Annotated in this window: 27 protein-coding genes and 1 tRNA gene; 23 read left to right on the top strand and 5 right to left on the bottom strand. The window is 51.7% G+C overall.

Translation table 11 applies throughout. From position 1 onward, the window contains the following. Positions 1–308 precede the first annotated feature (308 nt). Positions 309–2465, top strand: a complete 2157-nt coding sequence (fhuE, locus tag EDC54_RS06075) for a ferric-rhodotorulic acid/ferric-coprogen receptor FhuE (RefSeq protein WP_230514477.1) — start codon at positions 309–311, stop codon at positions 2463–2465. 78 nt (positions 2466–2543) lie between these two features. Here the strand turns inward: fhuE and EDC54_RS06080 are convergent, their stop codons facing one another. After that, entirely contained in the window at positions 2544–3152 is a 609-nt protein-coding gene (locus tag EDC54_RS06080) for an HD domain-containing protein (protein WP_132454273.1), read from the bottom strand. Between the two features lie 355 nt (positions 3153–3507). On the opposite strand from EDC54_RS06080, the gene trhA reads away from it, so the two are divergent. After that, positions 3508–4155, top strand: coding sequence for a PAQR family membrane homeostasis protein TrhA (gene trhA / locus EDC54_RS06085; RefSeq protein WP_132454275.1), 648 nt, complete (start codon positions 3508–3510; stop codon positions 4153–4155). Positions 4156–4200: 45 nt separating this feature from the next. On the opposite strand, the gene ygfZ is transcribed toward trhA, so the two are convergent. After that, complete coding sequence (gene ygfZ / locus EDC54_RS06090; RefSeq protein WP_132454277.1) at positions 4201–5202, bottom strand: tRNA-modifying protein YgfZ; 1002 nt, start codon at positions 5200–5202, stop codon at positions 4201–4203. 234 nt (positions 5203–5436) lie between these two features. On the opposite strand from ygfZ, the gene sdhE reads away from it, so the two are divergent. The 3 genes from sdhE (at position 5437) to rlmF (ending at position 7270) form a co-directional block, all read left to right on the top strand. Next, positions 5437–5703: an FAD assembly factor SdhE gene (sdhE, locus tag EDC54_RS06095; RefSeq protein WP_132454278.1), complete on the top strand. Its 267-nt coding sequence runs from the start codon at positions 5437–5439 to the stop codon at positions 5701–5703. Beyond that, positions 5684–6094 carry a protein YgfX gene (locus EDC54_RS06100; RefSeq protein ID WP_132454280.1) on the top strand — a complete coding sequence of 137 codons (411 nt, stop codon included), beginning with the start codon at positions 5684–5686 and terminating at the stop codon, positions 6092–6094. Before sdhE ends, EDC54_RS06100 begins: the two co-directional genes overlap by 20 nt. Positions 6095–6334: 240 nt before the next feature. After that, a complete protein-coding gene (rlmF, locus tag EDC54_RS06105; protein WP_132454282.1) occupies positions 6335–7270 on the top strand; it encodes a 23S rRNA (adenine(1618)-N(6))-methyltransferase RlmF in 936 nt (311 codons plus the stop codon). A gap of 45 nt (positions 7271–7315) precedes the next feature. On the opposite strand, the gene fldB is transcribed toward rlmF, so the two are convergent. Beyond that, positions 7316–7834 (bottom strand): flavodoxin FldB, encoded by a 519-nt coding sequence (gene fldB / locus EDC54_RS06110; protein ID WP_132454284.1) that lies wholly within the window; start codon positions 7832–7834, stop codon positions 7316–7318. Between the two features lie 320 nt (positions 7835–8154). On the opposite strand from fldB, the gene EDC54_RS06115 reads away from it, so the two are divergent. The 3 genes from EDC54_RS06115 to EDC54_RS06125 are packed head-to-tail and all read left to right on the top strand — an operon-like array spanning position 8155 to position 10677. After that, positions 8155–9180, top strand: coding sequence for a methionine ABC transporter ATP-binding protein (locus EDC54_RS06115; protein ID WP_132454286.1), 1026 nt, complete (start codon positions 8155–8157; stop codon positions 9178–9180). Beyond that, positions 9173–9841 (top strand): methionine ABC transporter permease, encoded by a 669-nt coding sequence (locus EDC54_RS06120; protein ID WP_132454288.1) that lies wholly within the window; start codon positions 9173–9175, stop codon positions 9839–9841. The genes EDC54_RS06115 and EDC54_RS06120 overlap by 8 nt, the downstream gene beginning before the upstream one ends. Before the next feature lie 17 nt (positions 9842–9858). Next, positions 9859–10677 (top strand): MetQ/NlpA family ABC transporter substrate-binding protein, encoded by an 819-nt coding sequence (locus tag EDC54_RS06125; protein WP_132454290.1) that lies wholly within the window; start codon positions 9859–9861, stop codon positions 10675–10677. A 53-nt stretch (positions 10678–10730) separates the two neighbouring features. Here the strand turns inward: EDC54_RS06125 and EDC54_RS06130 are convergent, their stop codons facing one another. Next, complete coding sequence (locus EDC54_RS06130; protein WP_132454292.1) at positions 10731–12059, bottom strand: MFS transporter; 1329 nt, start codon at positions 12057–12059, stop codon at positions 10731–10733. A gap of 346 nt (positions 12060–12405) precedes the next feature. On the opposite strand from EDC54_RS06130, the gene xerD reads away from it, so the two are divergent. The 9 genes from xerD to EDC54_RS06175 all read left to right on the top strand — a co-directional run bounded on the left by xerD (position 12406) and on the right by EDC54_RS06175 (position 21534). Then, the gene (gene xerD / locus EDC54_RS06135; protein WP_132454294.1) at positions 12406–13305 is read left to right on the top strand and encodes a site-specific tyrosine recombinase XerD; all 900 of its coding nucleotides are present in this window, start codon (positions 12406–12408) and stop codon (positions 13303–13305) included. Positions 13306–13474: 169 nt separating this feature from the next. Beyond that, complete coding sequence (dsbC, locus tag EDC54_RS06140; protein ID WP_132454296.1) at positions 13475–14191, top strand: bifunctional protein-disulfide isomerase/oxidoreductase DsbC; 717 nt, start codon at positions 13475–13477, stop codon at positions 14189–14191. A gap of 6 nt (positions 14192–14197) precedes the next feature. Then, positions 14198–15943 carry a single-stranded-DNA-specific exonuclease RecJ gene (gene recJ, locus EDC54_RS06145; RefSeq protein ID WP_196238438.1) on the top strand — a complete coding sequence of 582 codons (1746 nt, stop codon included), beginning with the start codon at positions 14198–14200 and terminating at the stop codon, positions 15941–15943. Between the two features lie 114 nt (positions 15944–16057). Next, a protein-coding gene (gene prfB, locus EDC54_RS06150) for a peptide chain release factor 2 (RefSeq protein ID WP_132454299.1) occupies positions 16058–17156 on the top strand; the annotation gives its coding sequence in 2 pieces (ribosomal slippage) (positions 16058–16132 and positions 16134–17156; 1098 coding nt in all). Positions 17157–17164: 8 nt separating this feature from the next. Beyond that, positions 17165–18682, top strand: coding sequence for a lysine--tRNA ligase (lysS, locus tag EDC54_RS06155; RefSeq protein ID WP_132454301.1), 1518 nt, complete (start codon positions 17165–17167; stop codon positions 18680–18682). Positions 18683–18882: 200 nt separating this feature from the next. Beyond that, positions 18883–18956 (top strand) — tRNA-Gly (locus tag EDC54_RS06160). Between the two features lie 198 nt (positions 18957–19154). Then, on the top strand, positions 19155–20342 hold the full coding sequence (locus EDC54_RS06165; protein WP_132454303.1) for a tyrosine-type recombinase/integrase: 1188 nt from the start codon (positions 19155–19157) through the stop codon (positions 20340–20342). Continuing rightward, complete coding sequence (locus EDC54_RS06170; RefSeq protein ID WP_132454305.1) at positions 20343–20984, top strand: hypothetical protein; 642 nt, start codon at positions 20343–20345, stop codon at positions 20982–20984. Positions 20985–21312: 328 nt separating this feature from the next. Beyond that, positions 21313–21534 (top strand): helix-turn-helix transcriptional regulator, encoded by a 222-nt coding sequence (locus tag EDC54_RS06175; protein ID WP_033070909.1) that lies wholly within the window; start codon positions 21313–21315, stop codon positions 21532–21534. Between the two features lie 79 nt (positions 21535–21613). Here EDC54_RS06175 and EDC54_RS17885 read toward each other — a convergent pair whose 3' ends face one another. Next, a complete protein-coding gene (locus tag EDC54_RS17885; protein ID WP_165904276.1) occupies positions 21614–21802 on the bottom strand; it encodes a YlcI/YnfO family protein in 189 nt (62 codons plus the stop codon). A 192-nt stretch (positions 21803–21994) separates the two neighbouring features. Between EDC54_RS17885 and EDC54_RS06185 the strand changes: the two genes are divergently transcribed. The 6 genes from EDC54_RS06185 (at position 21995) to EDC54_RS06210 (ending at position 26128) form a co-directional block, all read left to right on the top strand. Further along, on the top strand, positions 21995–22195 hold the full coding sequence (locus EDC54_RS06185) for a host cell division inhibitor Icd-like protein (protein ID WP_132454307.1): 201 nt from the start codon (positions 21995–21997) through the stop codon (positions 22193–22195). Continuing rightward, positions 22188–22379, top strand: coding sequence for a hypothetical protein (locus EDC54_RS06190; protein WP_025919802.1), 192 nt, complete (start codon positions 22188–22190; stop codon positions 22377–22379). Before EDC54_RS06185 ends, EDC54_RS06190 begins: the two co-directional genes overlap by 8 nt. Beyond that, a complete protein-coding gene (locus tag EDC54_RS06195; protein ID WP_132454309.1) occupies positions 22369–22716 on the top strand; it encodes a hypothetical protein in 348 nt (115 codons plus the stop codon). Before EDC54_RS06190 ends, EDC54_RS06195 begins: the two co-directional genes overlap by 11 nt. After that, the gene (locus tag EDC54_RS06200; RefSeq protein WP_132454311.1) at positions 22709–23014 is read left to right on the top strand and encodes a hypothetical protein; all 306 of its coding nucleotides are present in this window, start codon (positions 22709–22711) and stop codon (positions 23012–23014) included. The genes EDC54_RS06195 and EDC54_RS06200 overlap by 8 nt, the downstream gene beginning before the upstream one ends. A 72-nt stretch (positions 23015–23086) precedes the next feature. Next, complete coding sequence (locus tag EDC54_RS06205; RefSeq protein WP_072013548.1) at positions 23087–23386, top strand: derepression protein; 300 nt, start codon at positions 23087–23089, stop codon at positions 23384–23386. A gap of 63 nt (positions 23387–23449) precedes the next feature. Further along, positions 23450–26128: a toprim domain-containing protein gene (locus EDC54_RS06210; RefSeq protein WP_132454313.1), complete on the top strand. Its 2679-nt coding sequence runs from the start codon at positions 23450–23452 to the stop codon at positions 26126–26128. The last annotated feature ends 513 nt before the right edge of the window (positions 26129–26641 follow it).

Here is a 26641-nt window from a genome sequence, read left to right on the forward strand (position 1 = left end):
GTTAATGCGTTAAGAATTTATTTTTTCATCATTTTCGTGTTAACGACTCACCGTATGCCAGCTGATTCAGATTTCTGAAAAGATATAAAAGCCATGTCGTTATTTTTTATGATAAAGTGTGTGCGATTTTTTAACGCATATCATTATCATTCGCGTTTCTTCCTTGCCAGGGATGTTTTCAGACGCCAGGTCTGATCCTGCGAAGTGATAAAGGGTGATATTGCGCTAATCACACTTATCCCAAAGAGGAGAAATTTATGCCTTTCCAGGGCAGGAAACATCGTGCCGACAGGCTTATCTCATCCTGCATGAGAAAACCTTCTTCCATTACGCTGCTGACGCTGGCCTTGCCGGCAATGTGCCATTCGGCATCGGTTTTCGCTGCGCAACCTACCGACGCGGAGACGCCGGATATCGTTGTGACGGCCAATGCGGATGTGTTAAACGGCGATAAGCAGGATTACAGCGCTAAAACCACCCGCGCGGCGACGAAAATGCTGATGGCTCCGCGTGATATCCCGCAATCGGTCAGTATCATGACGGAGCAGCGTATACAGGATCAAAATCTACAGTCGGTGGGCGAGGTCCTGCGCAATACGACGGGCGTTTCGGCCAGTCTGTTTGATGAACGTTCCAGCTTTTTTTCCCGGGGCTTTTACATCAACAACTATATCTTTGATGATATTCCTACCTCGGTCAGCGAAGCCTGGAACTTCGGTGATGCCGATAATGATACGGCAATTTATGATCGTATCGAAATCGTGCGTGGCGCAACCGGCCTGATGACCGGTGCGGGCAACCCATCGGCATCGGTAAATATGGTGCGTAAACATGCCGATAGCCGTGAATTTACCGGCAACCTCAGCGCCAGTTATGGTTCGTGGGACAAGCAGCGTTATGTTGCCGATCTGTCTACGCCGCTCAATGAAAACGGCACGGTGCGTGGCCGCGTGGTGGCGGGCTTTCAGGACCAGAACAGTTGGCTGGACCGCTACCAAAGAGACAAAAAGTTCTTTTATGGCGTCGTGGACGCGGATATTACCGATAGCACCACTCTGTCGTTGGGGTACAGCTATCAGGATAACCATGCTGATAGCGCGACCTGGGGAGGATTGACGCCCTGGTTCAGCAATGGTTCGCGTACGCACTTTAGCCGCAGTATGAACTCCGCACCGGACTGGACGTACTTTGATTCCGATTCGCGCAAGGTTTTCGCCAATCTTAAGCAGGATTTCGATAACGGATGGGCTTTCCATATTAACGGAATGCACGCTGAGTCGACGATGAGCGGCAAGCTATTGTATGTCTCCGGCTTCCCCGACCAAACGACGGGTTTGTTTCCTGAAAAAGTAAACCCCACTGACCCAGATCCTGGTTACGGTTCCCGCTATACGGGCGAACGCAAACAGCTGTCGGTCGATAGCTATGCCAGCGGGCCTTTTGAACTGCTGGGCCGTCAGCACGAACTGGTGGCGGGCGTAAGCTACAGCCGTCAGCACAACAGCTATTATGGCTCCGACGGAGCTGCCGTCAGCAGTGACGCTATCGGTAATTTATACCATTGGAATGGCAGGGTTGATGAACCCACGTGGACGGGATGGAATCTGCAGTCTGATGACACGGTGCGGCAGAAAGCGGCATACAGCGTGGCGCGTTTCTCATTGGCCGATCCGCTCCACCTCATTTTGGGGGCGCGCTATACGCAATGGCAGACCAACGGCAGCTCGGCCGATATGAAAAAAAGCAATCTCACGCCTTATGGCGGGCTGATTTATGATATCAACGATGCGCTGTCGGCCTATGCCAGTTACACCTCAATCTTCCAGCCGCAGAACTATCGCGATAGCGATGGTCGCTACCTGTCTCCGGTCACTGGCAAGAACTACGAAACCGGGCTGAAGGCGGACTGGTTTAACGGTCGCTTAACCACGACGTTTGCCGTGTTCCGTATTGAGCAGGACAATGTGGGCTCGGCTGACGCAGGCCGCTTTGTCAAGGGCACCAGTGAGCAGGCTTACCATGCTTCTCAAGGGGCGGTGAGCAAAGGGGTCGAGTTTGAATTGAACGGGGCGGTGACCGATAACCTGCAATTGACCTTTGGCGCTTCGCGCTATGTCGCGCGTGATACCAGCGGTCGCTTCAACAGCAATATGCCGCAGACGCAGTTTAAGCTTTTCACGCGTTATCAACTGCCCACGTTGCCTGAACTCACCGTTGGCGGCGGGGTCAACTGGCAAAACCGCACGTTCCAGGATGGGGCGGGGCCGCAAGGCCAGACGCGCATTTTCCAGGGCAGTTATCCGCTGGTCGATCTGTTTGCCCGTTATCAGGTGACAAAACAGCTTGCGGTACAGGCCAATGTCAGAAACCTGTTTGATCGCACCTACTACACCTGGCTCAGTAACGATTCCGCCACCTACGGCGAGCCGTTAAATTATTCGCTCAACGTGTCGTATAACTTCTGATGTGATTGTCTCTCCCCCGGCGGTAATGTCGGGGGAGTACGCAGCGCTATTTCTCAATACCCTTGATGTTTTATTCTCTTACCGTAGCCAACCTTTGGCGTGGGCATCTTCCAGATGCTGTTTCAGGTATCGCCACAGTTCCGGATTGAGATTGGCGATGAAATCCGCCCGGCCAATCACCTGTTCGAGGCGAATACCGTTTTCCACCCAGCTTTGCCCGCCGTTGTGCAGGTTCATCAGCATCGGCATGATGCGATCGAGCAGCAGGGCGAATTGGGCGCTGGGCGTTTCGTTGGCCTCGTATTCTTCCCACAGGGCCTGGAATTGCTGGCGCTGGGGTTCCGGCAGCAGGCCGAAAATCCGCGCGGCGGCGGCGACTTCCTGATCGTGGATGGCAAGACGGGCGGAGAGATCGTAGACCAGCACATCGCCTGCGTCGATCTCGACGATATCGTGGATCAGCGCCATTTGAATCACTCGCTGAATATCTACCCCTTCACCGGCGTAGGGCGCCAGCGCCATCGCCGCGACGGCGAAATGCCAGCTGTGTTCGGCAGAATCTTCGTAGCACTCGCTGCCAATGATCTTAGAACGGCGCTGTACGCTCTTTAGCTTATCAATTTCTATCAGAAAGCCGACAACCTCAGTCAGAGAACCGAAATCCAGAATAGATGGGGCAGATGACATGAAATACTTACCTCTTGCAGTTAAAACCAGAGGAAGGGGCAGCGGGCGTCAGTATCGGATAATCGCTAACCCGGATAGCCGATAAAAACGGTAGAGCCCTTCAAAACAGGGGAACATTGAAGGCGTTTATTGTAGGGGATGTCGTGTGAGATTGACATGCATGATTGTGCGTTCATCCGCCGGATCGCGAGATGCATTTTTTAAGCTTACACGTGTACACTGAAACTGTTCTCGGTTAAAGTGTTCAAAGGTTAGGCTGTGAAGGCGATGGGGCGTTTTCCCGGACGTGAACGCGCGTCTTGCCGCATCGCCAGCCAAACCGTGTTTCACCCACTGAACCTGTCCAAGGGTATGTATGTCAAAGAATGCGCAGATGCCGGACTACTCTCTGGCGGAGGAGATTGCGAATAGCATCAGCCATGGAATCGGCGTGATTTTCGGTATTATCGGTCTGGTGCTGTTGCTGGTGCAGGCGACCAACAATGATGCCGATAGCATCGCGATAACCAGCTACAGTCTCTATGGCGGCAGTATTATTCTGCTGTTTTTGGCCTCGACGCTGTACCACGCGATCCCGTCGCCGCGTATTAAGCCGTGGCTGAAAAAATTTGACCACTGCGCTATCTACTTATTAATTGCCGGAACCTATACGCCATTTTTACTGGTAGGGCTGAATTCACCGCTGGCACACGGGCTGATGATCGTGATTTGGAGTATGGCGCTGCTGGGCGTGATTTTTAAGCTGGCGTTTGCCCACCGTTTTGAAGCGCTGTCGCTGATCACCTATCTGGTGATGGGATGGTTGTCACTGGTGGTGATTTATCAGATGGTGATGAGGCTCTCCGCCGCGAGCGTGACGCTGCTGGCGGTGGGCGGGGTGGTGTATACGCTGGGGGTGATTTTCTATGCCTGTAAACGCATTCCTTATAACCATGCGATTTGGCATGGCTTTGTGTTAGGCGGCAGCGTCTGCCACTTTCTGGCGATTTACCTTTATCTGTAAAACGTATGAACCCGGTGGGGTTCATACGTGGTTTCACCTGACGGATTAATCCGTGATGTCATACGGCAGGGGCTGGATCGTCAGCTTGCTTTCGGCGTCTTCGCGCACGCGCAGTACGCTATCTGCATCCAGATCGTTATTCAAAATCGCCTGTACCCAGACATCGCCGTTTTGTAACTGGCTGGCCGCCAGCACCGTTCCCGTGCGGCGCCAGTTCTCGCCGAGCTGCAATTCGAGATCGTCTCCCGCCTGCGGCGTCTGATTAGCCTGACCAGCCAACCAGTAAAGCGCGCGTTTATTGGCTCCGCGGTATTTGGCTCTGGCGACCATTTCCTGTCCGGCATAGCACCCTTTACTGAAACTAATCCCATTTAAAGCCTGTAAATTCGTCGCTTGTGGGATGAACTGCGCGCTGTTTACGCTGTCGATGATGGGGTAACCGGCTTCGATGTCCAGCGTCAGCCACTGGCGGCTGTCATTCAGGCTGACGTGACCGTTGAGCTGCTCAAGCAGCGAAGCGCATTGCTCGGAAGACAACACCAGCAGGAAACGCTCGGCGGGATGGGTGAAATAGAGCAGGGTCGCTCCCTCGTGCTGAACGACCGGCTGTTCTGCGTCCGGCAGCGTTGCAAACACCGATGCCAGTTGTTCGCGGATCCCCGCGCCGGCCGCACCGAGCAGCACCACGCTGTCGTCAGGCGCGATGGTCGTCTTCGAGAAAACGGCATACTTTTTCAGTTCGATTAACTGGTTGTCGCGCAGATTACGGCGCTCAATAAACGCGAAGCCCTCGCCGTGATGGAATAGGCGCAGGTTGCTCCACATTTTTCCTTTCGCGTCGCAGTGGGCGCAAAGGATGTGTTGATTGTCAGCCAGCGCGGCGACATCGGCAGTCACCTGTCCCTGTAGGTATTTCACGGTATCCGGCCCGGTCAGCGTGACCAGCGCCCAGTCGTCCAGCGAGATCAGCGTGGCGGAGAGCTGAGCGGAAGCCAATGGCGGTTGTGATGCAAAAGAAGGTTGATGAGCGGTAAGTTGATTAACCATATGAGTACAATCCTGCGCGAAGGGCGAGACCCGAATGGCCTAATGGTAAAAGAGCGTCCGGGGTTTGCAAGTGGTTATTCACGCGGCTTTATTGCGTAGCACATTCTGATGCCTGTTGAAGCGGCGGCGCGTGCTGCATTGGTAAATTATGTCAAAGTGTTACTATTAACTGATACCCGCTGGCGGAATCAGAGTACACTAGCGACAAGGATCGATAACAAGGTGGAATAAAGCATGGAAATCGACAATAAATCACGCATTCATTGGGCATGCCGTCGCGGCATGCGTGAACTGGATATTGCGATCATGCCGTTTTTCGAGCATGACTATGACGCATTGAATGACGCGGATAAACGCACGTTTGTGCGTCTATTACAATGTGACGATCCCGATTTATTCAACTGGCTGATGAATCACGGTGAACCGGATGATGGGGAACTGAAGCGCATGATTTCTCTTATTCAGACGCGAAATAAAGACCGTGGCCCAGTGGCGATGTGACCTTCGCGTATCCTGGCGCATGCAGCTGTTATCGTTGCTTGTGCATGGGTTGCTGGTCTTGCTCATTCTGCTGGCGCCGTGGCCGGACGGCTATGCCCCAATGTGGCTGGTGCTGGTCACGATCGTGATGTTTGGTTTTATCCGTAGCCAGAGGAGTATCAAATCCCGACATGGGGAAGTCGTTTTGCTCAGCGATACGATACTGAGCTGGCGGCATCGGGAGTGGCGGATCGTTAAACGACCGTGGTTGCTGAAAAATGGCGTCCTGCTGTCGCTACAGTCGCAGGACGGTAAAGACAGGAAATCACTCTGGCTGGCATCGGACAGCATGGGCGATGACGAGTGGCGTCACCTGCGTCAGATCCTTTTGCAGAAAAACTGGGTCAGGTAACGAGGTGGTGATCCATGCCGTTTTGGCGTCAATCATCGCGACATCGGGCAGAAAAAGCGGACGGGTGATTTACGGAAATCCTCGCAGCGGGTATCTTACGCCGCGTCGTGGAGGAGAGGGAAACGGCCTGTTGTCTTGTCAGGGATCGGTTTCCCTTTCTTTCATTCCCTTTGTTCTGCTGAGGGTGCGTTATTAATCGGTCACCGTTTGGCCGCGCCTTGGAATCTATTGGTATCTCTGATGACTAAGCCCCCTGTGCAAAAAAATGGTTTGCATCCCCGTAATCGCCATCGTGGCCGTTATGATTTTCCCAGCCTCATACAGAGCTACCCTGCGCTGAGCCCCTTTGTAAAGGTGAATGCCTACGGTGACGAATCGGTGGATTTTGCCAATCCCGATGCGGTGAAAACGTTGAATCAGGCGCTGTTGCAGCATTTTTATCACATTGCGCACTGGACGATCCCTGATGGGTTTCTTTGTCCGCCGATTCCAGGCCGGGCTGACTATATTCATTATCTCGCCGATCTGTTGGCGGAGGATAACCGGGGCGACGTGCCGCGTGATGCCTCCGTGCTGGACATCGGTTGCGGCGCTAACTGCATCTATCCGCTGATTGGGCATCGGGAATACGGCTGGCGCTTTACCGGCAGCGAGGTGAATCCGCTGGCGATGAAAGCGGCCAATCAGACGATTGAGGCGAACCCTGGCTTGAATCGGGCGATCCGCCTGCGTCGTCAGAAAAACAGCAAAGCGATATTCGCCGGGATCATTCATAAGCATGACGCCTTTGATGCCGTCATGTGTAATCCGCCGTTCCATGCCTCTGCTGAGGAGGCGCAACAGGGCACGCAGCGTAAACTGCATAATCTTGGGCTGGATAAAGACTCGCCGCTGAATTTTGGCGGCCAAAAGGATGAACTGTGGTGCGAAGGCGGCGAGGCCGCATTTATCCATCAGATGATTAAAGAAAGCGTCGGTTTTGCCCGGCACTGCCTGTGGTTTACCTCTCTGGTGTCGCGCAAAGAGAATCTGCCGGCGATTTACCGGGCGTTAGACGCGGTTGATGCGAAGAAAGTCAGAACGCTTGAAATGGCTCAGGGGCAGAAGCGTAGTCGCGTTATCGCCTGGAGCTTTATGGACGACGCGGCGAGAGCGCGCTGGTTACAAAAGCGCTAAAGTATTTCAGCGGCGGGGATGCCCGTCGCTGAAGTCTGCGCGGGACTACAGCAATGACGCCATCTCCTGCAAAATTTGTTCGCACCACTGTTCCAGACGCTCATCGCTGAGATCGTATTGGTTCACTTCGTCCAGCGCCAGCCCGACAAAGTGTTTACCGTCGGCGGTCAACGGTTTCGGGCTGGTGAAGTCGTAACCGTCAGTCGGCCAGTAACCGATAAATTTGACACCCAGCGGCAGCAGTTGTTCATGCAGCATGCCCAGCGCGTCAAGAAACCACTCGCCGTATCCCAATTGATCGCCCATACCGTAGAGCGCGACCACTTTCCCTTCGAGATTTAGCGTCGCTAATTGACCCCAGATGCTCTCCCAGTCTTCCTGTATCTCGCCGAAATCCCAGGTGGGAATGCCAAGAATCAACGTACTGTAATCTTCCATACGTTGAGGGTCGACATCCTTAACGTTGTGCAGATCCACCAGCTCTTCGCCCAGCATGTCGCGAATTTTTTCCGCCGCCATCTCGGTGTAGCAAGTGCTTGAGCCGTAAAACAGACCAATTTTCATATGTCGTAAATGAGTTTTCGTGACGAATGTCGGCGAGGATACCACAAGTCACGTACCCTGCGGAGGGCGACACGGGGCTGATGTGTAAACGGTATTGCGCCATGGCGCCATACCCGTGGCGATGTTTCTTTTTATAACATCGCGCCGGATGGTAATATATAGCATAATGGAATAACTAATGTGTTATGCATTCTTCATGCCTATATAAACTCCCGTTAAATTACGCATATATAGCCATCGCTCTGAGGCCCTTCGGTATCTTCAGTCCGGGTGAGGCCAGCAAGAAAAAAACAACAAATGGTATAAGGATTCGTTTCGTTATGATCGTTCTTTCGAACGTAGGCAAGACTTTTGACAGCGCACAAGGTCGCATTGTCGCCGTTGATGATGTGAACCTCTCGATCGAGCAGGGGCAGATTTACGGTATCATCGGTTACAGTGGTGCAGGAAAAAGCACGCTGATCCGACTGCTGAATGGGTTGGAAACGCCGACCAGCGGTAATATCGTCATTAACGGGTTTGATATTGCCCGTGCCCGCGGTGAAGCGCTGCGTCGGGCGCGACTGAAAATCAGTATGGTGTTCCAGCATTTTAATCTGTTGTGGTCGCGCACCGTCAGCCAGAATATCGCCTTTGCCTTGCAAATCGCGGGGGTGCCGAAAGCCGAAACCCAACAACGCGTCGCCGATCTGATCGCGCTGGTGGGACTGGAAGGGCGGGAGCTCGTCTATCCTTCCCAACTGAGCGGAGGCCAGAAGCAACGGGTCGGGATTGCCCGAGCGCTGGCCAACAACCCCAGCGTATTGCTGTGTGATGAAGCCACTTCAGCGCTGGATCCGCAAACGACGGACGCCATTCTCGAATTACTGCTGGATATCAATCGTAAACTCAACCTCACCATTGTGCTTATTACGCACGAAATGCATGTGGTGCGTAAAATCTGTCATCGGGTGGCGGTGATGGAAAATGGTCGGATTGTGGAGGAAGGGCCGGTACTGGATGTCTTTGTACGTCCACAGCAGGCAATGACTCGCCAGTTCGTGAAGCAGGTCGGGCAGTATCAGGAAACGGACGAGAGCTTCAATCCGCTGCTGACGGAGCACCTGTCAGGCGCTGTGCTTAAGTTAACCTTTATCGGCCAGCAAACGCATCAGGCGATTATTTCCGAGGTGATCCAAACTTATCACCTGACGATAAATATTCTGCACGGGCAAATCAGCCATACGCGTAACGGATCGTTTGGTGAATTGTATATTCACGTTGAAGGCAATGAGCAGGAGACAGTATCCGTACTGACTTTCCTGCAACAACGCGAGATCGCTGTTGAGGTGATTAAACATGCTTGAGTCTTTATTTCCTCACCTGAAAGTCGAATCGTTGCTGGATGCCACGTGGGAAACGCTGTACATGACCGGGGTTGCCGGCATGGCAACGCTGATTTTGGGGATTATCCTGGGCGTTATGCTGTTCCTGACCTCTAAAGGGCAGTTATTTCAGAACCGGCCCGTTTATCTGCTGATTTCTGCGGTGGTCAATATTTTCCGTTCTATCCCGTTCATTATTTTGATTGTTTTACTCATCCCGTTTACCAAAACGATCGTTGGTACCATTCTGGGCGCCAATGCCGCGCTGCCTGCGCTGATCGTTGGCGCTGCGCCATTCTATGCGCGACTGGTCGAAATCGGCCTGCGCGAGGTGGATAAAGGTGTGATCGAAGCCGCGCGTGCAATGGGCGCGAAAACCCATACGCTGATCTTCCGCGTGTTATTACCCGAATCATCCCCTGCGCTCGTGTCCGGGATGACCGTAACCCTGATTGCGCTGGTCAGTTATACCGCGATGGCGGGGGTGATAGGTGCCGGTGGGTTAGGGAATCTGGCCTATCTGGAAGGCTTTCAACGAAATCACGGCGACGTGACGCTGGTGGCGACACTGACGATCCTCGTGATTGTGTTTGTCATCCAGTTCATCGGCGACCTGATTACTACCACACTCGATAAACGTTAATAACAGGAAAAATGATGATGAAAAAACAGCTTATGATGATGGCGTTTGCCTCGCTGACCGCGCTGGCGTCGTTCGGCGCTGCCGCCGAAACCAAACTGGTGGTGGGGGCGTCCAATGTGCCTCACGCCGAGATTCTGGAAGAGGCGAAACCGCTGTTGAAAAAAGAAGGCATCGATTTGGAAATCAAACGATTTCAGGATTACATCCTGCCGAATACCGCGCTTGCCAGTAAGGATATCGATGCCAACTATTTTCAGCACGTTCCGTATCTGGAGTCGGTAATGAAGGATCACGCAAAAGATAAGAGCTATGATTTTGTCAATGCGGGAGCGATTCACATTGAGCCCATCGGTATCTACTCCAAAAAGTACAAGAGCCTGAAAGATCTGCCTGAAGGTGGCCGTATTATCATGCGTGATGCGGTCGCGGAAGAAGGTCGCATTCTTTCTATATTTGAACGTGAAGGTGTAATTAAGCTGAAGCCGGGCCTCAATAAGGTTAATGCGCGAATTTCAGACGTGGTGGAAAACCCGAAAAAACTGAAGTTCCTGGCGAATGTCGAAGGGGCGCTGCTGCCGCAGATGTACAATAACGACGAAGGTGACGCCGTGGTGATTAACGCCAACTACGCCATTGATGCCGGTCTGAACCCGACGAAAGATCCGATTGCGGTGGAAAGCGGTGAAAATAACCCTTATGCCAATATTATTACGGTGCGCAGAGGCGATGAAAACAAACCGGAAATAGTGGCGTTGGTGAAAGTGCTGCATACCAAAGCGATTCAGGACTTCATCCGCGAAAAATATCAGGGTGCAGTGATCCCTGTCGATAAGTAACCTGTTGCTCTGTTATGTGAAAAAGAACCGCCGAGGCGGTTCTTGTCTCTTACCTATTCCAGCGAATGATGACGCGTTTCTTTGGTTGCCAGCAGCGCAATCAGCGTCAGTGACGCCATAGCCGCCAGATAAACGCCGACGTAAAACAGGCCGTAATTGGCCGTCAGCCATGCCGCGATATACGGCGCGACCGATGCGCCCAGAATCGACGCGACATTGTAGGAGAACGAGGCGCCGGTATAGCGCACTTCGGTCGGGAACAGCTCCGGCAGCAGGGCGCCCATCGGGCCGAACGTCAACCCCATCAGGCTCAGCCCCAGCACCAGAAAACCCATCACCAGTGCCTGATTACCTGAGCCAAGCAGAGACGGGAACAGAATGGCGAAGACCAGCATGATACAGGTCACGGTAATCATGGTTTTGCGGCGGCCAAAGGCATCGGCCAGATAACCGGCTACCGGCACCATCAGACCAAAGCCAATCACCGCGACCATCAGCATCAACAGGAAACTGTTGCGCGAGAAGCCAAGACCGGCCGGCGCGGGGGTGGTGCCGTAGGTCATGGAATAAACGGTCATGATATAGAACAGCGTGTAGGTCGCCAGCATGATGAAGGTGCCGAGGATCGTAACTTTACTGTGTTTACTCAGCAGGGTGCCCAGCGGCATACGCACTTGCTTACCGGCTTTGACCGCTTTGGTAAAGACCGGGGCTTCATGCAGAGAGATGCGAACATACAGTCCCACCAGCACCAGTGCAGCGGAGGCGATGAACGGCACGCGCCAGCCCCAGCTCATAAACTGCTCTTCCGTCAGCAGCCAGGATAACAGCAGGAAGGTGCCGTTCGCGAAGAAGAAGCCAATCGGTGCGCCAAGCTGGGGGAACGACCCATACAGCGCACGTTTTCTCGATGGGGCATTTTCGGTTGCGAGCAGCGCCGCGCCGCCCCATTCACCGCCCAGTCCCAGCCCTTGGCCGAAGCGCGCCAGCGCCAGCAGGACAGGCGCAAGAATGCCGATGGTGTCGTAAGTGGGTAACAGCCCAATCAGAACGGTCGAGATCCCCATGGTCAGCAGAGATGCCACCAGCGTGACTTTACGTCCGATGCGGTCGCCGAAGTGGCCGAACAGCGCAGAGCCAATGGGACGGGCCACAAAGGCAATGGCGAACGTGGCCAACGACTGTAGCGTGGCGGCAGTCGGATCGCCCTGCGGGAAGAAAATGTGCGGGAAAACCAGCACCGCCGCGGTGGCATAAATATAAAAATCGAAAAATTCGATAGCGGTGCCAATGAGTGACGCAACAATCACTTTATTGCGTGAATTTACGGGCGGCGTTTCCGCTTCGGTATCGAGAGTGGAAGTGATGGTGGAGGCTTGCATAATGTTTCTTTATTTTAACAACGTGAACGACCATTCTACGCACAGAAAAATCGGCTTTTCAACGTTGTTGCAGAAACTGCAATGGCAGTAAGAATGCGGTCTCACGGAGCCTGTCCCAATATATCGGTGAAACATAAAATATAATGTGCCGCGCTCTTATTTTTTCCGGAGAATGTTATGGTTATGTTGGTGTTCACGGAATATGTGAGATTGCGCATAATTTTGTCGGCAAGACGAAACGGCGTTGAGACTGGCGATAGGCGTGAAAGGGAATTCTCCATCAACGGTGGAACATCCTCGCTGCTCAGGCATAATACTGCCCGGTAAACGGAAGAAGGAGACGGCGATGCAAGAAGACGATCGGGCGCTTATCGAACAGTTTCTTGATGCGCTGTGGCTGGAGAAAAATCTGGCTGAGAATACGCTGGCTTCTTATCGGTTAGATCTCCGTTCTCTGGCGGAATGGCTGGCACACCATGATAGCGGCCTGCTACAGGCACAGGCGATCGATCTTCAGTCGTTCCTTGCCGACAGGGTCGAAGGCGGATATAAAGCGACCAGCTCCGCCCGTTTGCTGAGTGCCATGCGCCGTTTCTTCCAGTATCTTTATCGGGAAAAGACGCGCAGCGACGACCCCAGCGCGGTGCTGTCATCGCCAAAATTGCCGCAGCGTTTGCCCAAAGATTTGAGTGAAGCGCAGGTTGAAACGCTGCTTAACGCCCCCAGCATTGAACAGCCGCTGGAGCTACGCGATAAGGCCATGCTTGAGGTATTGTATGCGACGGGGCTGCGCGTTTCCGAATTGGTCGGCCTGACGATGAGCGATGTCAGCCTGCGTCAGGGCGTGGTGCGGGTGATCGGGAAAGGGAACAAAGAGCGTCTGGTGCCGCTGGGCGAAGAAGCGGTGTATTGGATTGAGTATTATCTGGAGCATGGTCGCCCGTGGCTGCTGAATGGACAGACGTTGGATGTGCTGTTTCCCAGCAATCGCGCACAGCAGATGACGCGTCAGACATTTTGGCATCGTATTAAACATTATGCGCGACTGGCATCCATTGACAGCGAAAAGCTCTCGCCGCACGTTTTGCGCCACGCGTTCGCCACGCACTTATTGAACCACGGCGCGGATCTGCGAGTCGTACAGATGCTGCTGGGCCATAGCGATCTTTCCACGACGCAGATTTATACCCATGTGGCGACGGCGCGGTTGAAGCAGCTTCATCAACAGCATCATCCCCGCGCCTAGGTTGATAGGGGCTCATTCGCGCGGCATAAAGCCGATTGACCGCTAAAACAAGTCTACAGCGTAACAGGATGTTGTCTGACTGGTGGGCGACGCCCGTCAACCATCACGGCGTATTGCTATGCGCAACGTTTTGACAAACCGCGTTGCGACACAAAACAGGATTGATGAAATGAAAAAAGGGTTATTACTGCTTTCAGTGCTGGTGGCCACAGCGGCGGGCTTCGCGCAGGCCGATGATACGGCGATCAAGCAAACGCTGACGCGTTTGGACATGCAGGGCGCTGAAATTCTGCCGTCACCGATAGCGGGCATGAAGACCGTCATGACCGACAGCGGCGTGCTGTACATTAGCGAAGACGGCAAGCATTTGCTGCAAGGTCCGCTTTATGACGTGAGCGGCACGATGCCGGTCAACACCACCAATAAAATTCTGATCGGTAAGATGGACGCGCTTTTGGATCAGATGATTGTTTATAAAGCCGCGCAGGAAAAACACGTGATTACCGTCTTTACCGATATCACCTGCGGCTATTGCCACAAACTTCATGAACAGATGGAGGATTACAACGCGTTAGGGATTACCGTGCGCTATCTGGCGTTTCCGCGTCAGGGCATGAACGCGCCGGCCGCGAAAGATATGCAGTCCATCTGGTGCGTGGCCGATCGCAATAAAGCGTTTGATAACGCGATGAAAGGCGACGCGATCTCGCCGGCAACCTGTAAAACCGATATCGCGGCGCATTATCAACTGGGTATACAGTTCGGCGTGCAGGGTACCCCTGCTATCGTGCTGGACAGTGGGATGGTTGTGCCCGGCTATCAAGGGCCAAAAGAGATGTTGGCGATGTTGGAAGCACATAAAACATCGAAGAAAACCGGCGGTTGATGCTCAGTGGAAATGATTACCCAACTTCGTCGGCGTCCGCTGGCGGAGGATATTGATTTACCGGATACCGTTCCCCCTTTGCTGCGCCGACTGTACGCGCAGCGTGGCGTGAAGGGGAAAGAGGAACTGGAACGCCGTTTAAGTGGATTACTCAATTACCGTTTGTTAAGCGGGATTGAACAGGCGGTCAATTTGCTGCAACGGGCGTTGGAAGATCAGCGTTGTATCGTGATTGTTGGCGATTTTGACGCTGACGGCGCCACCAGTACCGCGCTCACCGTGCTGGCGCTGCGCAGTATGGGCGCTGCCAACGTGAAATATCTGGTGCCGAATCGCTTTGAGGACGGCTACGGGCTAAGCCCGGAAGTGGTAGCGCAGGCCGCGGCATTAGGCGCAGAGATCATTTTAACCGTCGATAATGGGATCTCCTCGCATGCGGGAGTCGAGGACGCGCATCGGCGCGGTATCACGGTGTTGGTGACCGATCACCACCTGCCCGGTGAGACCTTGCCGGCGGCGGACGCGATGATTAACCCTAATCTGCCCGACTGTGCCTTCCCCTCCAAAGCGCTGGCAGGCGTGGGCGTGGCGTTTTATCTGATGATGGCGCTGTTTGTACGCCTGCGCGAGACGGGGTGGTTTACGCAACAGGGGCTGGCGAAGCCGAACCTGACCGAATTACTGGATCTGGTCGCGCTGGGTACGGTCGCTGACGTGGTGCCGCTGGATGCCAATAACCGGATTCTGGTGGCGCAGGGGCTGAACCGCATTCGCGCCGGCGAGTGTCGTCCGGGGATTCGCGCGCTGTTGGAAGTGGCTAACCGCGAAGCCGGTCAACTTGTCGCCAGTGATTTAGGCTTTGCACTTGGCCCGCGTCTGAATGCCGCCGGGCGGCTGGATGACATGACGGTCGGGGTAGAACTCCTGCTCAGTCATGACATCACGCACGCGCGTATGTTGGCCAATGATTTGGATGCGTTGAATCAGGATCGGCGCGAGATCGAACAGAGTATGCAGGTCGAGGCGCTGAAGCTGTGCGAATCGCTGGAGCGCACCCGTGCCGAATTGCCCTATGGTCTGGCGATGTATCACCCGGAATGGCATCAGGGCGTGGTGGGGATTCTGGCATCGCGTATTAAAGAGCGTTTTTACCGTCCGGTGATTGCCTTTGCGCCTGCCGGCGACGGCATGCTGAAAGGATCTGGGCGCTCCATTGCCGGCCTGCATCTGCGTGATGCGCTGGAACGGTTGGATACGTTGTATCCGGGCATGATGGACAAGTTCGGCGGCCATGCGATGGCGGCAGGGCTATCGCTGCACGAAGATCGGTTTGAGGATTTCCGTCAGCGTTTTGGCGAACTGGTTGGCGAATGGCTCGATCCGTCTCAGCTTGAAGGCGTCGTCTGGTCGGATGGCGAACTTGCGCTGCCGGAACTGGATTTGCTCTCAACGGCAGAAATGTTGCGTTATGCCGGTCCCTGGGGACAGGCGTTTCCTGAGCCGACGTTCGATGGCCGCTTCCGCATTCTGCAACCCCGCCTGCTGAAAGAGCGCCATCTGAAAGCGATGTTTGAACCGATCGGCGCAACCGGGCCGGTGCCGCTGTTGGACGGCATCGCGTTTAATGTGGATACCACCATCTGGCCGGATCCGAGCATTCGGGAAGTGGAAATGGTGTACCGGCTGGATATCAACGAGTTTCGCGGGAAACGCTCGGTACAGCTACTGATTCAACATCTGTGGCCACGCTAAAAGCGGTCTGCAACGCAGCGGGCGGAAAGTCTATAAACCGGGCGTTTTATTCGTTAGAATGTCCGGTTTACACCATTCCGTTGTCAACGACTTAACATAAGAATATAAAACACCATGTTTGAAATTAATCCGGTAAAAAACCGCATTCAGGATCTGTCTGAACGTACCGCCGTTCTTAGGGGGTATCTTTGACTATGATGCCAAGAAAGAACGCCTAGAAGAAGTCAACGCCGAACTGGAACAGCCGGATGTCTGGAATGAGCCCGAACGCGCTCAGACATTGGGAAAAGAACGTTCCTCGCTGGAAGCCATCGTCGATACCATCGACCAACTGGTACAGGGTCTGGAAGATGTGTCCGGCCTGCTTGAGCTAGCGGTGGAAGAGGACGATGAAGACACCTTCAATGAAACGACGCTGGAACTGGATGCGCTGGAAAACAAATTAGGCCAGCTCGAATTCCGGCGCATGTTCTCCGGCCAGTACGACAGTGCGGATTGCTATCTGGATATTCAGGCGGGATCGGGCGGGACGGAAGCGCAGGACTGGGCCAGTATGCTGGTGCGCATGTATCTGCGTTGGGCGGAAGCCAAAGGGTTCAAAACCGAGATTATTGAAGAGTCAGACGGCGATGTGGCCGGTACCAAATCCGCCACCATCAAGATCATCGGTGACTACGCCTTTGGCTGGCTGCGTACCGAAACCGGCGTACACCGTCTGGTGCGTAAAAGCCCGTTCGATTCCGGCGGCCGTCGCCACACATCGTTCAGCTCTGCCTTTGTTTATCCGGAAGTGGATGACGATATTGATATCGAAATCAACCCGGCTGACCTGCGCATTGACGTTTACCGGGCTTCCGGTGCGGGTGGTCAGCACGTTAACCGGACGGAATCCGCCGTGCGTATCACTCACATCCCTACCGGCATCGTGACGCAGTGCCAGAATGATCGTTCCCAGCATAAAAACAAAGATCAGGCCATGAAGCAGCTGAAAGCGAAGCTGTATGAGTTTGAGATGCAAAAGAAAAATGCTGAGAAGCAGGCGATGGAAGACAATAAGTCGGATATCGGTTGGGGAAGTCAGATTCGCTCTTATGTACTGGATGATTCTCGCATTAAAGATCTACGTACCGGCGTGGAAACACGTAATACGCAGGCTGTGCTGGATGGCGATCTGGACAAATTTATTGAAGCAAGTTTAAAAGCGGGGTTATAAGAATTCACATGGCTGAATCACAATCACAGGGTGGCGCAGAGGCGCAGGATCTGAATAACGAATTAAAAGCGCGCCGTGAAAAACTTGCGTTGCTGCGTGAAAACGGTATTGCATTCCCGAATGACTTCCGCCGTGACAGCACGTCCGATCGTCTGCATGCTGAGTTTGATGACAAAGAGAACGAAGAGCTGGAAGCGTTGGGTATTGAAGTGACCGTGGCGGGCCGTATGATGACCCGTCGCATCATGGGTAAAGCCTCTTTCGTGACCTTGCAGGACGTGGGGGGTCGTATTCAGCTGTACGTTTCCCGCGACGATCTGGCGGAAGGCATCTATAACGAGCAGTTCAAAAAATGGGATCTGGGCGATATCCTGGGCGCGCGCGGCAAGCTGTTTAAAACCAAGACGGGCGAGCTGTCCATTCACTGTACCGAGCTGCGTCTGCTGACCAAAGCGCTGCGCCCGCTGCCGGATAAGTTCCACGGTCTGGCCGATCAGGAAACGCGTTACCGTCAGCGCTATCTGGATCTGATCGCCAACGAGGAATCCCGCCATACCTTCCGCATCCGTTCCAAAGTGATGGCCGCGATCCGCAGCTTCATGGTGGATAACGGCTTTATGGAAGTGGAAACGCCGATGATGCAGGTGATCCCCGGCGGCGCGACCGCTCGTCCGTTCATCACGCACCATAACGCGCTGGATATCGACATGTACCTGCGCATCGCACCGGAACTGTACCTGAAACGTCTGGTCGTCGGTGGATTTGAACGCGTATTCGAAATCAACCGTAACTTCCGTAACGAAGGCGTTTCCCCGCGTCACAACCCTGAATTCACCATGATGGAACTTTATATGGCGTATGCCGATTATAAAGACCTGATTGTGTTGACGGAAAACCTGTTCCGCACGCTGACGCAGGACGTGCTGGGCTCGACGACGGTGCAATATGGTGACCAGACATTCGACTTTGGTAAGCCGTTCGAGAAGCTGACGATGCGTGAAGCGATCTGCAAGTATCGCCCGGAAACCAACGTGTCCGATCTGGACGATCTGGCGAAAGCGACGGCGATCGCGCAGTCTCTGGGCATCAAGATCGAGAAAAGCTGGGGGCTGGGCCGTATCGTTACCGAGATCTTCGAAGAGACGGCGGAAAGCAATCTGATCCAGCCGACCTTCATCACCGAATATCCGGCTGAAGTGTCACCGCTGGCGCGACGTAACGATCAGAATCCGGACATCACCGATCGCTTTGAGTTCTTCATCGGCGGTCGTGAAATTGGTAACGGCTTCTCCGAGCTGAATGATGCCGAAGATCAGGCAGAGCGTTTTGCCCAGCAGGTGAATGCTAAAGATGCGGGCGATGACGAAGCGATGTTCTATGATGAAGACTACGTGACGGCGCTGGAGCATGGCCTGCCGCCCACCGCGGGGCTGGGCATCGGTATTGACCGTATGGTGATGTTGTTCACTGACAGCCACACGATCCGCGACGTCATTCTGTTCCCGGCGATGCGTCCTCAGAAATAATGGCGTCATCCTATTCAGCGTGATGATAAAACCGGTGTGTTTCACACCGGTTTTTTTTCAGCGCGCGAACGCCGGCCGATAAAACCCGGCGTGACGACCTCACTGTCTGGTTGGTGTAATCGCTCAAAACTGCACCATTTCTCAGGGTTTTTTACTTGCCCGGCAAAGTGATAGCGCTATAATGCTAGCCGCACACCGTTGCGAGTGTAGTTCAATGGTAGAACGGCAGCTTCCCAAGCTGCATACGAGGGTTCGATTCCCTTCACTCGCTCCAAAAATACCTCCTCTGAAGTTCCCCAAAGTCCACAAAACCCAGTAAATACGTGTCATTAAGCCATTTCTATGGTGTTTTATAGTCTACTCAAGTACCCTGAAATCCATCTGTCTTTGGGGGTATATCTGGGGGTACTGATACTTGCACCCCTGAAAAGTACCCCCAGGCGCATAAATCTGGGATGGAGAAATACCCCCAATGAAGCTGAATGCCAAGCAGGTAGAGGCCTGCAAGCCAAAGGAAAAAGCGTATAAGTTAGCTGATGGCGGCGGATTGTACTTGCTGGTCAATCCGAACGGCTCGAAGTATTGGCGTCTTAAATACCGTGTTGCTGGCAAAGAAAAACTACTGGCTATTGGTGTGTATCCTGATGTCTCGTTAGCAAAAGCCAGGGAAAAACGAAATGCTGCGCGGCAGGTCGTTATTGAGGGGGGCGATCCCAGCCAGAACAAACAGCAAGAAAAGTTAGCCCGACAAGGTGAAAGCGAAGGGACATTCGAGAAGATCGCGCGTGAGTGGTATCAACGACGCTATGACCGATGGTCAGAATCTTATCGCAAGGAGATGATGGCAACCTTTGAGGCTGATGTTTTCCCCTTCATTGGACACCGGCCAATCGCGGAAATTAAGCCTCTGGAATTAATGGCTGTGTTATCTAAGCTGGAACAGCGCGGTGCCACCGAGAAAATGCGTAAGGTGCGTCAGCGCTGTGGTGAGGTGTGGAAATATGCGATTGTAACGGGCAGGGCTGAGTATAACCCCGCACCGGATCTCGCCAGTGCGATGAAGCCACATAAACGAGAGCATTATCCTCATCTTAACGTGATTGAGTTGCCTGAATTTTTGCAGACTCTGACCAGTTATAGCGGCAGTATGCAAGTGAAATTGGCTATGAGGTTACTAATTCTGACAGGGACGCGGCCAGGTGAATTGCGTCAGGCTGAATGGATAGAAATTGATTTAGATAAGGCATTATGGGAAATACCGGCATCCAAAATGAAGATGCGGCGTTCTCACATGGTTCCTCTGTCTTCTCAGGCTGTAGATATTTTAAAGCAGATGCAGCCGATTAGCGGAAAATACCAATATGTATTTCCTGGCCGGGTTCAATCTTCAAAACCAATAAGTGAAATGACCCTTAATGTTTTGATTCGTCGTATCGGTTACGGTGGTAGAGCTACGGGGCATGGTTTTCGTCATACTATGAGCACTATTTTGCATGAAAAAGGTTATAATACGGCTTGGATTGAAACCCAACTTGCTCATATTGATAAAAATAATATACGCGGAACGTATAATCACGCTCAATATTTAGATGGACGTAGAGAAATGCTGCAATGGTATGCGAGTTATATAGACTCTTTGGAAAGTGGAGGAAGTGTATAAATGGCTAATTTCTTGAAGATGGATGTGTTTGAACGTTTTACAAAATACAAAACGGTCTCTGCTCAAGAAATGGCTTTGGCAATATTGGGCGTTGATCCCTTTACAAAAACCAAAGATATACCCAAAGATAGAGAGCATAATGTTTCTCAATTGCAGGCACTTTTGCGGCAGAATGCCGGGGAGGTTATTGGTAAAATCATGCAGCATAATGAGAGGATCGATTCTACAGTGTATTTTGCTGCCTCATATGAGTTTATCGATCCTGATTATACTCCGCGCTCTGTTATAGATAAGTGCCAAGAAATTGTGAAAGAGATAGCCTCAGCGCCTAACTGGAAACAGAATTTATCAAAATATGGTGGTGAGGAAATTATCGAGTACGGGCGCTCAGTGAGAAAAGTTGGTCGCGGAATTTACCGGAAAGAGGACGAAAAAGAGAATACGGATAAATTGATTGCGCTATTGATAATGTTGCTGGTGGAGAAATTCGGAGGTAAATACGGTTCAGTAAAACAACCTGCAAAAAGCGAGATTTACCGTGATTTAACTATCCTGGCTGAAAAGGAAGGTGTTTCTTTGAAAGGGATAAAAGCATCATCTTTTTATGATAAGGTGAAAAAATCATTCAACTCTCTATTTTAGATCACTAAACCTATCACGAAATGCGCTCTATTAGACACCATTAGCTTGTAAATGCTTATAGACACCTCTACAGCCTTATCTATATAGCACTATATAGGATCATATAGCGCTATATAGGAGAGTATTCCGTACTATATACCTCAACTTACACCATTTAACCAATTGAAAATAATTAAGATAAATCACTTTTTCTTTATGCTTTTCTCAATGGAGTACCATTTTTTTCAATGGAAAATGAAAATTTTTAATGGATTTCATTCTCAATGGAACACATAAAATTACACTTCTAAACTCCGCCATATACCAGCAAGCACGATGAGGTAACGATATGGCAGGCAGAAATATTCAGGACAACCAAGCATCCTTGATCTCTTCAAAAGAGGTGCTGCGTCGCGTCCAGCGTAGTAAATCATGGCTCTATAAACAGTTGGCACAAAAGGCATTTCCCCAACCGATTAAGATTGGGGAGCGTGCAATTTCCTTTGTTGAAAGTGAGATCGACGAATGGATCAGCCAGCGGATCGCTGAACGTGGGGAATGGAAATCATGAGAAGCGCCATCTACAGCGATACCACCTTATCATCCATTGGTGTTAGCAAGGTTCATACACTGGCTTTTTGGGGAAAGGATCAGTCTTTAGGTTCCGTATCACGTGCTTGCTTACGCTGGCGGCGTTTGATCTCGCCTTTGATTGAAGCGACGACAAAACCGGCAGTACTTTCGCCTTCTTCTTTCACTTTTTCAAGTTCACCAATCAAATCAAGAGGTACGCGAGATACTATCTGTTGTGATTTGTTATTTCTTGAACCCGTTGCCATATCTGATTTTCCGTTATATTGGTGGCATTCAGTATATGCGAAAAAGAAATGCAATCAATACTTGAAAGTGGCATGCACCTTGTTCTATTGTAAGTGCATGCCACCTAATGAGGGTGAGCAGAAAAAACAACGCCCCGTAGTGCTCGCAACACATACAGGGCGTCTAACCACAATGTTACTGGAGGTAACACGATGGCTGATTCACAGTCTACCCAAACACGCCCTAAATATCAGTATCGTTTTCTTGCTCTTTACCGTGCGGATAGTGCTGCTTCACCTTGCCGCCTGTCTGTTGAAGCCTATACAGAGCAGGAAGCCCGTCAGATCCTTGTCCCTCACTTCATCCTCTCTTTTGCTGGCCGCTTGCCAGTTGAGGCGGTACGCCATGTTTGATAACACACCGCTGGAACTGGATGAAATTATCGATCAGTGCCGCGCACTGGCCTATGCTGCTTTAAACATCACTGACTGGGAAGTACGTGAAATCCTGCTGTTCGTTCTGCAAGAACGCATCGATCACCTGTACCGCACCAGACAGGAAGAACCAGAGGAAGCAGAGGTGCACCATGAATCATGATATGAAGCCGCTGCTATCAGACTCACAGGGAACGTCTGTTAACGTGCTGTATTTCGATGCGCAAGTGGGTGAGGATGATTTGTATGAGTGCGCCACTTCCCGCCTGAATGCACTGTTAAACCTCAATAGTGAACTGGCTCGCCTGAATACTGAAACTAGCGCAGGTATGGATCAATCGGCTCTTTCTGAGGTGAATAGTATCCTGCTATCAGATGCGATCACGATGCTCAATCACCTTCATAACATTGTGATTAAAGATAAACGTCGTGGACGTTCTGTAAGCCCACAACTTAACGATGATGCAATCTTAGGAAGTCAGGAGGTGCACCATGCGTAACCTGTTTCTGGGGCGTCCGCTAAGGGGTGAGCGTTATCAAAGCGTCAGCGAAACCGGATGGACGATTGAGGTGATTAGCGTTAGGTCAATCAACTATGAATCCGGCCAGGTAATGCCAGAGCCAGAAGTATTTTTCCTGTATGAATCCAGTCAGAAATATGGAGAAATGCCACTCAGTGAGTTTCGCCGTTCCTATCAGTTATTACCTGAGTATGTGGCACGTAGAAAAGAAATGTCGCGGGACTATTACGAACGACGTTCTAACACGGATAAAGACGACTACGCGCGTTATTTATAGTTGAAAATACCGGAATAACATGACCGAATATTATTTCGGCGAATCCTTGCATTCTAAATAAAGGGTATCCCAATGGATCGTGTCACTGCACAAGCGCTTAGCGCTAAAATGATTGCTGGTGAAGAGACTCAGAAAAATAATGAAGTTCATTCTCTCAGCATTGAAAGCTATCACAAAATGAATAGGGCTAAAAATGTGGCCTTTGGCCTTCATCTCCACGTAAGAAAACTGGAAGTAAATGCTGAGCCACTTTTGTGGTTACCCGATATTTTCAGCTATCTCCACGATGATATTGATTCTGTACTGAATGAGTTGAAGGGGAAAGGATTGTGCAATGAATGGCTGAAACAAGGAAAAGGTTCGTTTCGGTGATTAACACATTTATTCACTTTCAATAAAAAAGCGCCGTTGAGCGCGGCGCTTTTGGAGCGATTCATGAATAACGAATTACACAAAGAAATTATAAAGCGATTGATAGCAGAATTCCAGTTTAAAGAACAGGAAGGGTATTTACGCTATGGCATTTGCCCCCACTGCCATAAGAAAGAACTGTTTACCAGCATCGAAAAACCTTACGTGCTGAAATGCGGACGGGAAAATAAGTGCGGGGCTGAAATTATCGTCAATGCCCATTACGCTGATTTATTTAATCACTGGTCTGAGCGCTTCCCACGCACGGAAGCGTCGCCCTGTGCGGCCGCAGATGCCTACTTACGGGAATCGCGTAATCTGGATATCACCCGTCTTGCAGGATGTTACACACAGGAAAGTTTTCACCAGAAGGGACTGGGGACAGCCACGGTGCGTTTTTCACTCCCCTGCGGGGGATATTGGGAGCGCCTTATCGATCTGCCGGAGCGATTTGAGCGTAAAGCTAATTTTCATGGCAGCTATGCCGGCCAATGGTGGAATCATCCGGCTCAGGATTTGAGTAAGCAGAACGCGATCTGGCTGGTAGAAGGGATTTTTGATGCCTTAAGCCTGATACAAAACGGGATCGCGGCAGTGTCTATCATGTCGTGCAACAACTATCCAGAACAGGCGCTGGCGCAACTGGCGCAAAGTCTGGGAGAACGCCCCAGGCCGGTACTGGTGTGGGCGCTGGACAACGATCCGGCGGGGAAAAAATACACCGCCCGTCACGCTCGCCGGAGTCAGGAAGCTGGCTGGGCAGTTAACGCGGCCTGCGTACCTGTGGGCAGACAAAAACGCGACTGGAACGATCTGCACATTCAGGGAAGGCTGACCCCGCGCGATCTGAAGGAATATCGCTATCAGGGGGATTTGCTACTGACTGACAACGCCGCAGATAAAGCGCTACGGATTGCTGAGCATACCGAACGGCGGGAGTTTCATTTTGAATTTGATTCGCGTCTGTATTGGTTCAAGCTCGATCTGGACAGGCATATGAAAGCGGTTGAGCGGATTCAGGATGGGGATATCCGGTTAAGTGAGCAGGAAGTAAAAGTGAAAGCGCTGAAAGAAGCCGGTGCTGTGGTAGAAATTGCCAATTGCTATCCCGTACCACTGTATTTCCAGCGCAGTGAGCCAACGGATGAAGCCTGGTACTACTTCCAGATCAATTTCCCAGGCTCCACACCGCCGGTGAAAGATATGTTTACTTCAGGCCAGCTTACCAGTGCGTCAGAGTTTAAAAAGCGTTTGTTACATGTGGCGAAAGGAGCCATTTATACCGGCAATACGAACCAGCTCGACCGCTTGATCCGTCAGGATCTGCCGGTGATTAAAGAGGTGCAGACGCAGAATTTTATCGGCTACAACAAGGTCTGGCAGGGCTGGATATTTAATACTCTGGCGGTTTCCGGCGGTCAGGTTTACCACCTCAACAGTGAGGACTATTTCGAGATCGGTAAACTGAGCGCGAAAAGCCTCAGCCATAGCCCCGTTCTGGAAATTAACGCTGACCTCAGCCAATTTAAAACGGATTGGGTACAGGATATCTGGACGGCATTTGGCGCTAAGGGTTATATCGCGCTGGCGTTCTGGCTGGGATCGTTGTTTGCGGAACAAATCCGGCAACAGTGCCGTAGCTTTCCGTTTCTGGAAATTGTCGGTGAGCCAGGAACGGGGAAAAGTACCTTGATCGATTTTCTCTGGAAGCTGTGTGGCCGAGATGATTACGAGGGATTTGACCCAACCAAATCCACAGCCGCAGCCAGAGCAAGAAACTTTGCACAGGTTGGCAATCTGCCCGTCGTGCTGATTGAGGGTGATAGAACGCAGGACACAATACGTCAGCGGGCGTTTGATTTTGATGACCTGAAACCGCTGTATAACGGTAAAGGTATGCGGGCGACAGGGGTTAAATCCAACAATAATGAAACCTATGAGCCGCCGTTCCGAGGAAGCATTGTGATCGCGCAGAATGCTGATGTGGGCGGTTCACCGGCGTTGCTTGAGCGTATCGTGCATATTCACACGGATAAGAGCGCCCAGACACCGCAAACGCGCCAGGCGGCGGAACGGCTTGAACGTGCGACGATAGAGCAGGTATCCGGGTTTATCCTCCAGGTGACACAGTCAGAAACGGCTGTACTCGATGCGTTCAGCCGAGTCTATGAGCAGGCTAAAACCGAGCTGGAGAACCATCCAGAGATAAACCATAACCGTATTGCCAAAAACCATGCGCAACTGATCGCGATGGTTGAAACCTTACCGCTGGTTTTGCCTGTTCAGGCCGATGCCGTGCTTCAAACAAGGCAGGCTTTGGTTACGCTGGCCGCAGAGCGTCGTCAGGCATTGCGCACCGATCCGCCGCAGGTACAGGAATTCTGGGAGACGTTCGAGTATCTGGATTCTCTCGATCGCTACGGACTGAACCACGCCGGAAAAGATAACAGGGAAGGGATGGTGGCGGTGAATTTCCAGCACTTTATCCAGATGGCATCTGAATATCGGGTTAACCAGTCGTTTGTGATTAGCGATCTGAAAAAACAGCTTAAAGGTGGTACGCGCTACCAGTTCACGGGAAACAAAGCCGTGCGTAGTCTCCCCAATGAGCATTACAACAAGGGCAAAGGCGAGCATGATTTACTCCGCCCCGATATTGTTCGCTGCTGGGTATTCAAACGTAGCGAGCTTCAGCACAGTTAATTCTGGCGATGCTGGCCAACGGATGGCCGGTATCGCTGATAGCTTTACCGTCCTTCAAACTCTCTCCCTAACTCTCCCATGCATACCCTCACAATTGGTTAAAAAGCATCCTTTATGCGCCATTTTCAAAATCTTAGGGGGTACACCGGAAAAGCGTTACAACTGTTACAAGGTTCAAAAATACCATTTAATATATTGAATAATATAACTATTTAAGAAATTGAAAACCGTTACAAAAGCGTTACAGAAGCGTCACGATGTAACGGTTATGAAGTGTTACAGAATAGGGTTTTAAATCATTGATTTAATTAGATGTAACACTTTGCGTAACGGTTTGTAACGCCTAAAGTGTTACATTATTTTCTGTTATTTATCAGTGTATTGGATAGGGTTTTTATGGGGTGTAACGGTTGTAACAGTTTTCCGATGGCTGACTGGAAAATGCTTCTCGACCAGTAGGCTGGCGCGCAAGCGTTGCAGATTTCTCTCGCTCGATGGGCTGGAATATCAGCG

Source organism: Samsonia erythrinae, from assembly GCF_004342665.1.
GTDB lineage: Bacteria > Pseudomonadota > Gammaproteobacteria > Enterobacterales > Enterobacteriaceae > Samsonia > Samsonia erythrinae.

What these genes read in the sequence shown, in the direction of transcription:
- fhuE (WP_230514477.1), top strand. Translation starts at nt 309, where the DNA reads ATGAGAAAACCTTCTTCCATTACGCTGCTGACGCTGGCCTTGCCGGCA.
- EDC54_RS06080 (WP_132454273.1), bottom strand. Translation starts at nt 3,152, where the DNA reads ATGTCATCTGCCCCATCTATTCTGGATTTCGGTTCTCTGACTGAGGTT.
- trhA (WP_132454275.1), top strand. Translation starts at nt 3,508, where the DNA reads ATGTCAAAGAATGCGCAGATGCCGGACTACTCTCTGGCGGAGGAGATT.
- ygfZ (WP_132454277.1), bottom strand. Translation starts at nt 5,202, where the DNA reads ATGGTTAATCAACTTACCGCTCATCAACCTTCTTTTGCATCACAACCG.
- sdhE (WP_132454278.1), top strand. Translation starts at nt 5,437, where the DNA reads ATGGAAATCGACAATAAATCACGCATTCATTGGGCATGCCGTCGCGGC.
- rlmF (WP_132454282.1), top strand. Translation starts at nt 6,335, where the DNA reads ATGACTAAGCCCCCTGTGCAAAAAAATGGTTTGCATCCCCGTAATCGC.
- fldB (WP_132454284.1), bottom strand. Translation starts at nt 7,834, where the DNA reads ATGAAAATTGGTCTGTTTTACGGCTCAAGCACTTGCTACACCGAGATG.
- EDC54_RS06115 (WP_132454286.1), top strand. Translation starts at nt 8,155, where the DNA reads ATGATCGTTCTTTCGAACGTAGGCAAGACTTTTGACAGCGCACAAGGT.
- EDC54_RS06120 (WP_132454288.1), top strand. Translation starts at nt 9,173, where the DNA reads ATGCTTGAGTCTTTATTTCCTCACCTGAAAGTCGAATCGTTGCTGGAT.
- EDC54_RS06125 (WP_132454290.1), top strand. Translation starts at nt 9,859, where the DNA reads ATGAAAAAACAGCTTATGATGATGGCGTTTGCCTCGCTGACCGCGCTG.
- EDC54_RS06130 (WP_132454292.1), bottom strand. Translation starts at nt 12,059, where the DNA reads ATGCAAGCCTCCACCATCACTTCCACTCTCGATACCGAAGCGGAAACG.
- xerD (WP_132454294.1), top strand. Translation starts at nt 12,406, where the DNA reads ATGCAAGAAGACGATCGGGCGCTTATCGAACAGTTTCTTGATGCGCTG.
- dsbC (WP_132454296.1), top strand. Translation starts at nt 13,475, where the DNA reads ATGAAAAAAGGGTTATTACTGCTTTCAGTGCTGGTGGCCACAGCGGCG.
- lysS (WP_132454301.1), top strand. Translation starts at nt 17,165, where the DNA reads ATGGCTGAATCACAATCACAGGGTGGCGCAGAGGCGCAGGATCTGAAT.
- EDC54_RS06165 (WP_132454303.1), top strand. Translation starts at nt 19,155, where the DNA reads ATGAAGCTGAATGCCAAGCAGGTAGAGGCCTGCAAGCCAAAGGAAAAA.
- EDC54_RS06170 (WP_132454305.1), top strand. Translation starts at nt 20,343, where the DNA reads ATGGCTAATTTCTTGAAGATGGATGTGTTTGAACGTTTTACAAAATAC.
- EDC54_RS06175 (WP_033070909.1), top strand. Translation starts at nt 21,313, where the DNA reads ATGGCAGGCAGAAATATTCAGGACAACCAAGCATCCTTGATCTCTTCA.
- EDC54_RS17885 (WP_165904276.1), bottom strand. Translation starts at nt 21,802, where the DNA reads ATGGCAACGGGTTCAAGAAATAACAAATCACAACAGATAGTATCTCGC.
- EDC54_RS06185 (WP_132454307.1), top strand. Translation starts at nt 21,995, where the DNA reads ATGGCTGATTCACAGTCTACCCAAACACGCCCTAAATATCAGTATCGT.
- EDC54_RS06190 (WP_025919802.1), top strand. Translation starts at nt 22,188, where the DNA reads ATGTTTGATAACACACCGCTGGAACTGGATGAAATTATCGATCAGTGC.
- EDC54_RS06195 (WP_132454309.1), top strand. Translation starts at nt 22,369, where the DNA reads ATGAATCATGATATGAAGCCGCTGCTATCAGACTCACAGGGAACGTCT.
- EDC54_RS06200 (WP_132454311.1), top strand. Translation starts at nt 22,709, where the DNA reads ATGCGTAACCTGTTTCTGGGGCGTCCGCTAAGGGGTGAGCGTTATCAA.
- EDC54_RS06205 (WP_072013548.1), top strand. Translation starts at nt 23,087, where the DNA reads ATGGATCGTGTCACTGCACAAGCGCTTAGCGCTAAAATGATTGCTGGT.
- EDC54_RS06210 (WP_132454313.1), top strand. Translation starts at nt 23,450, where the DNA reads ATGAATAACGAATTACACAAAGAAATTATAAAGCGATTGATAGCAGAA.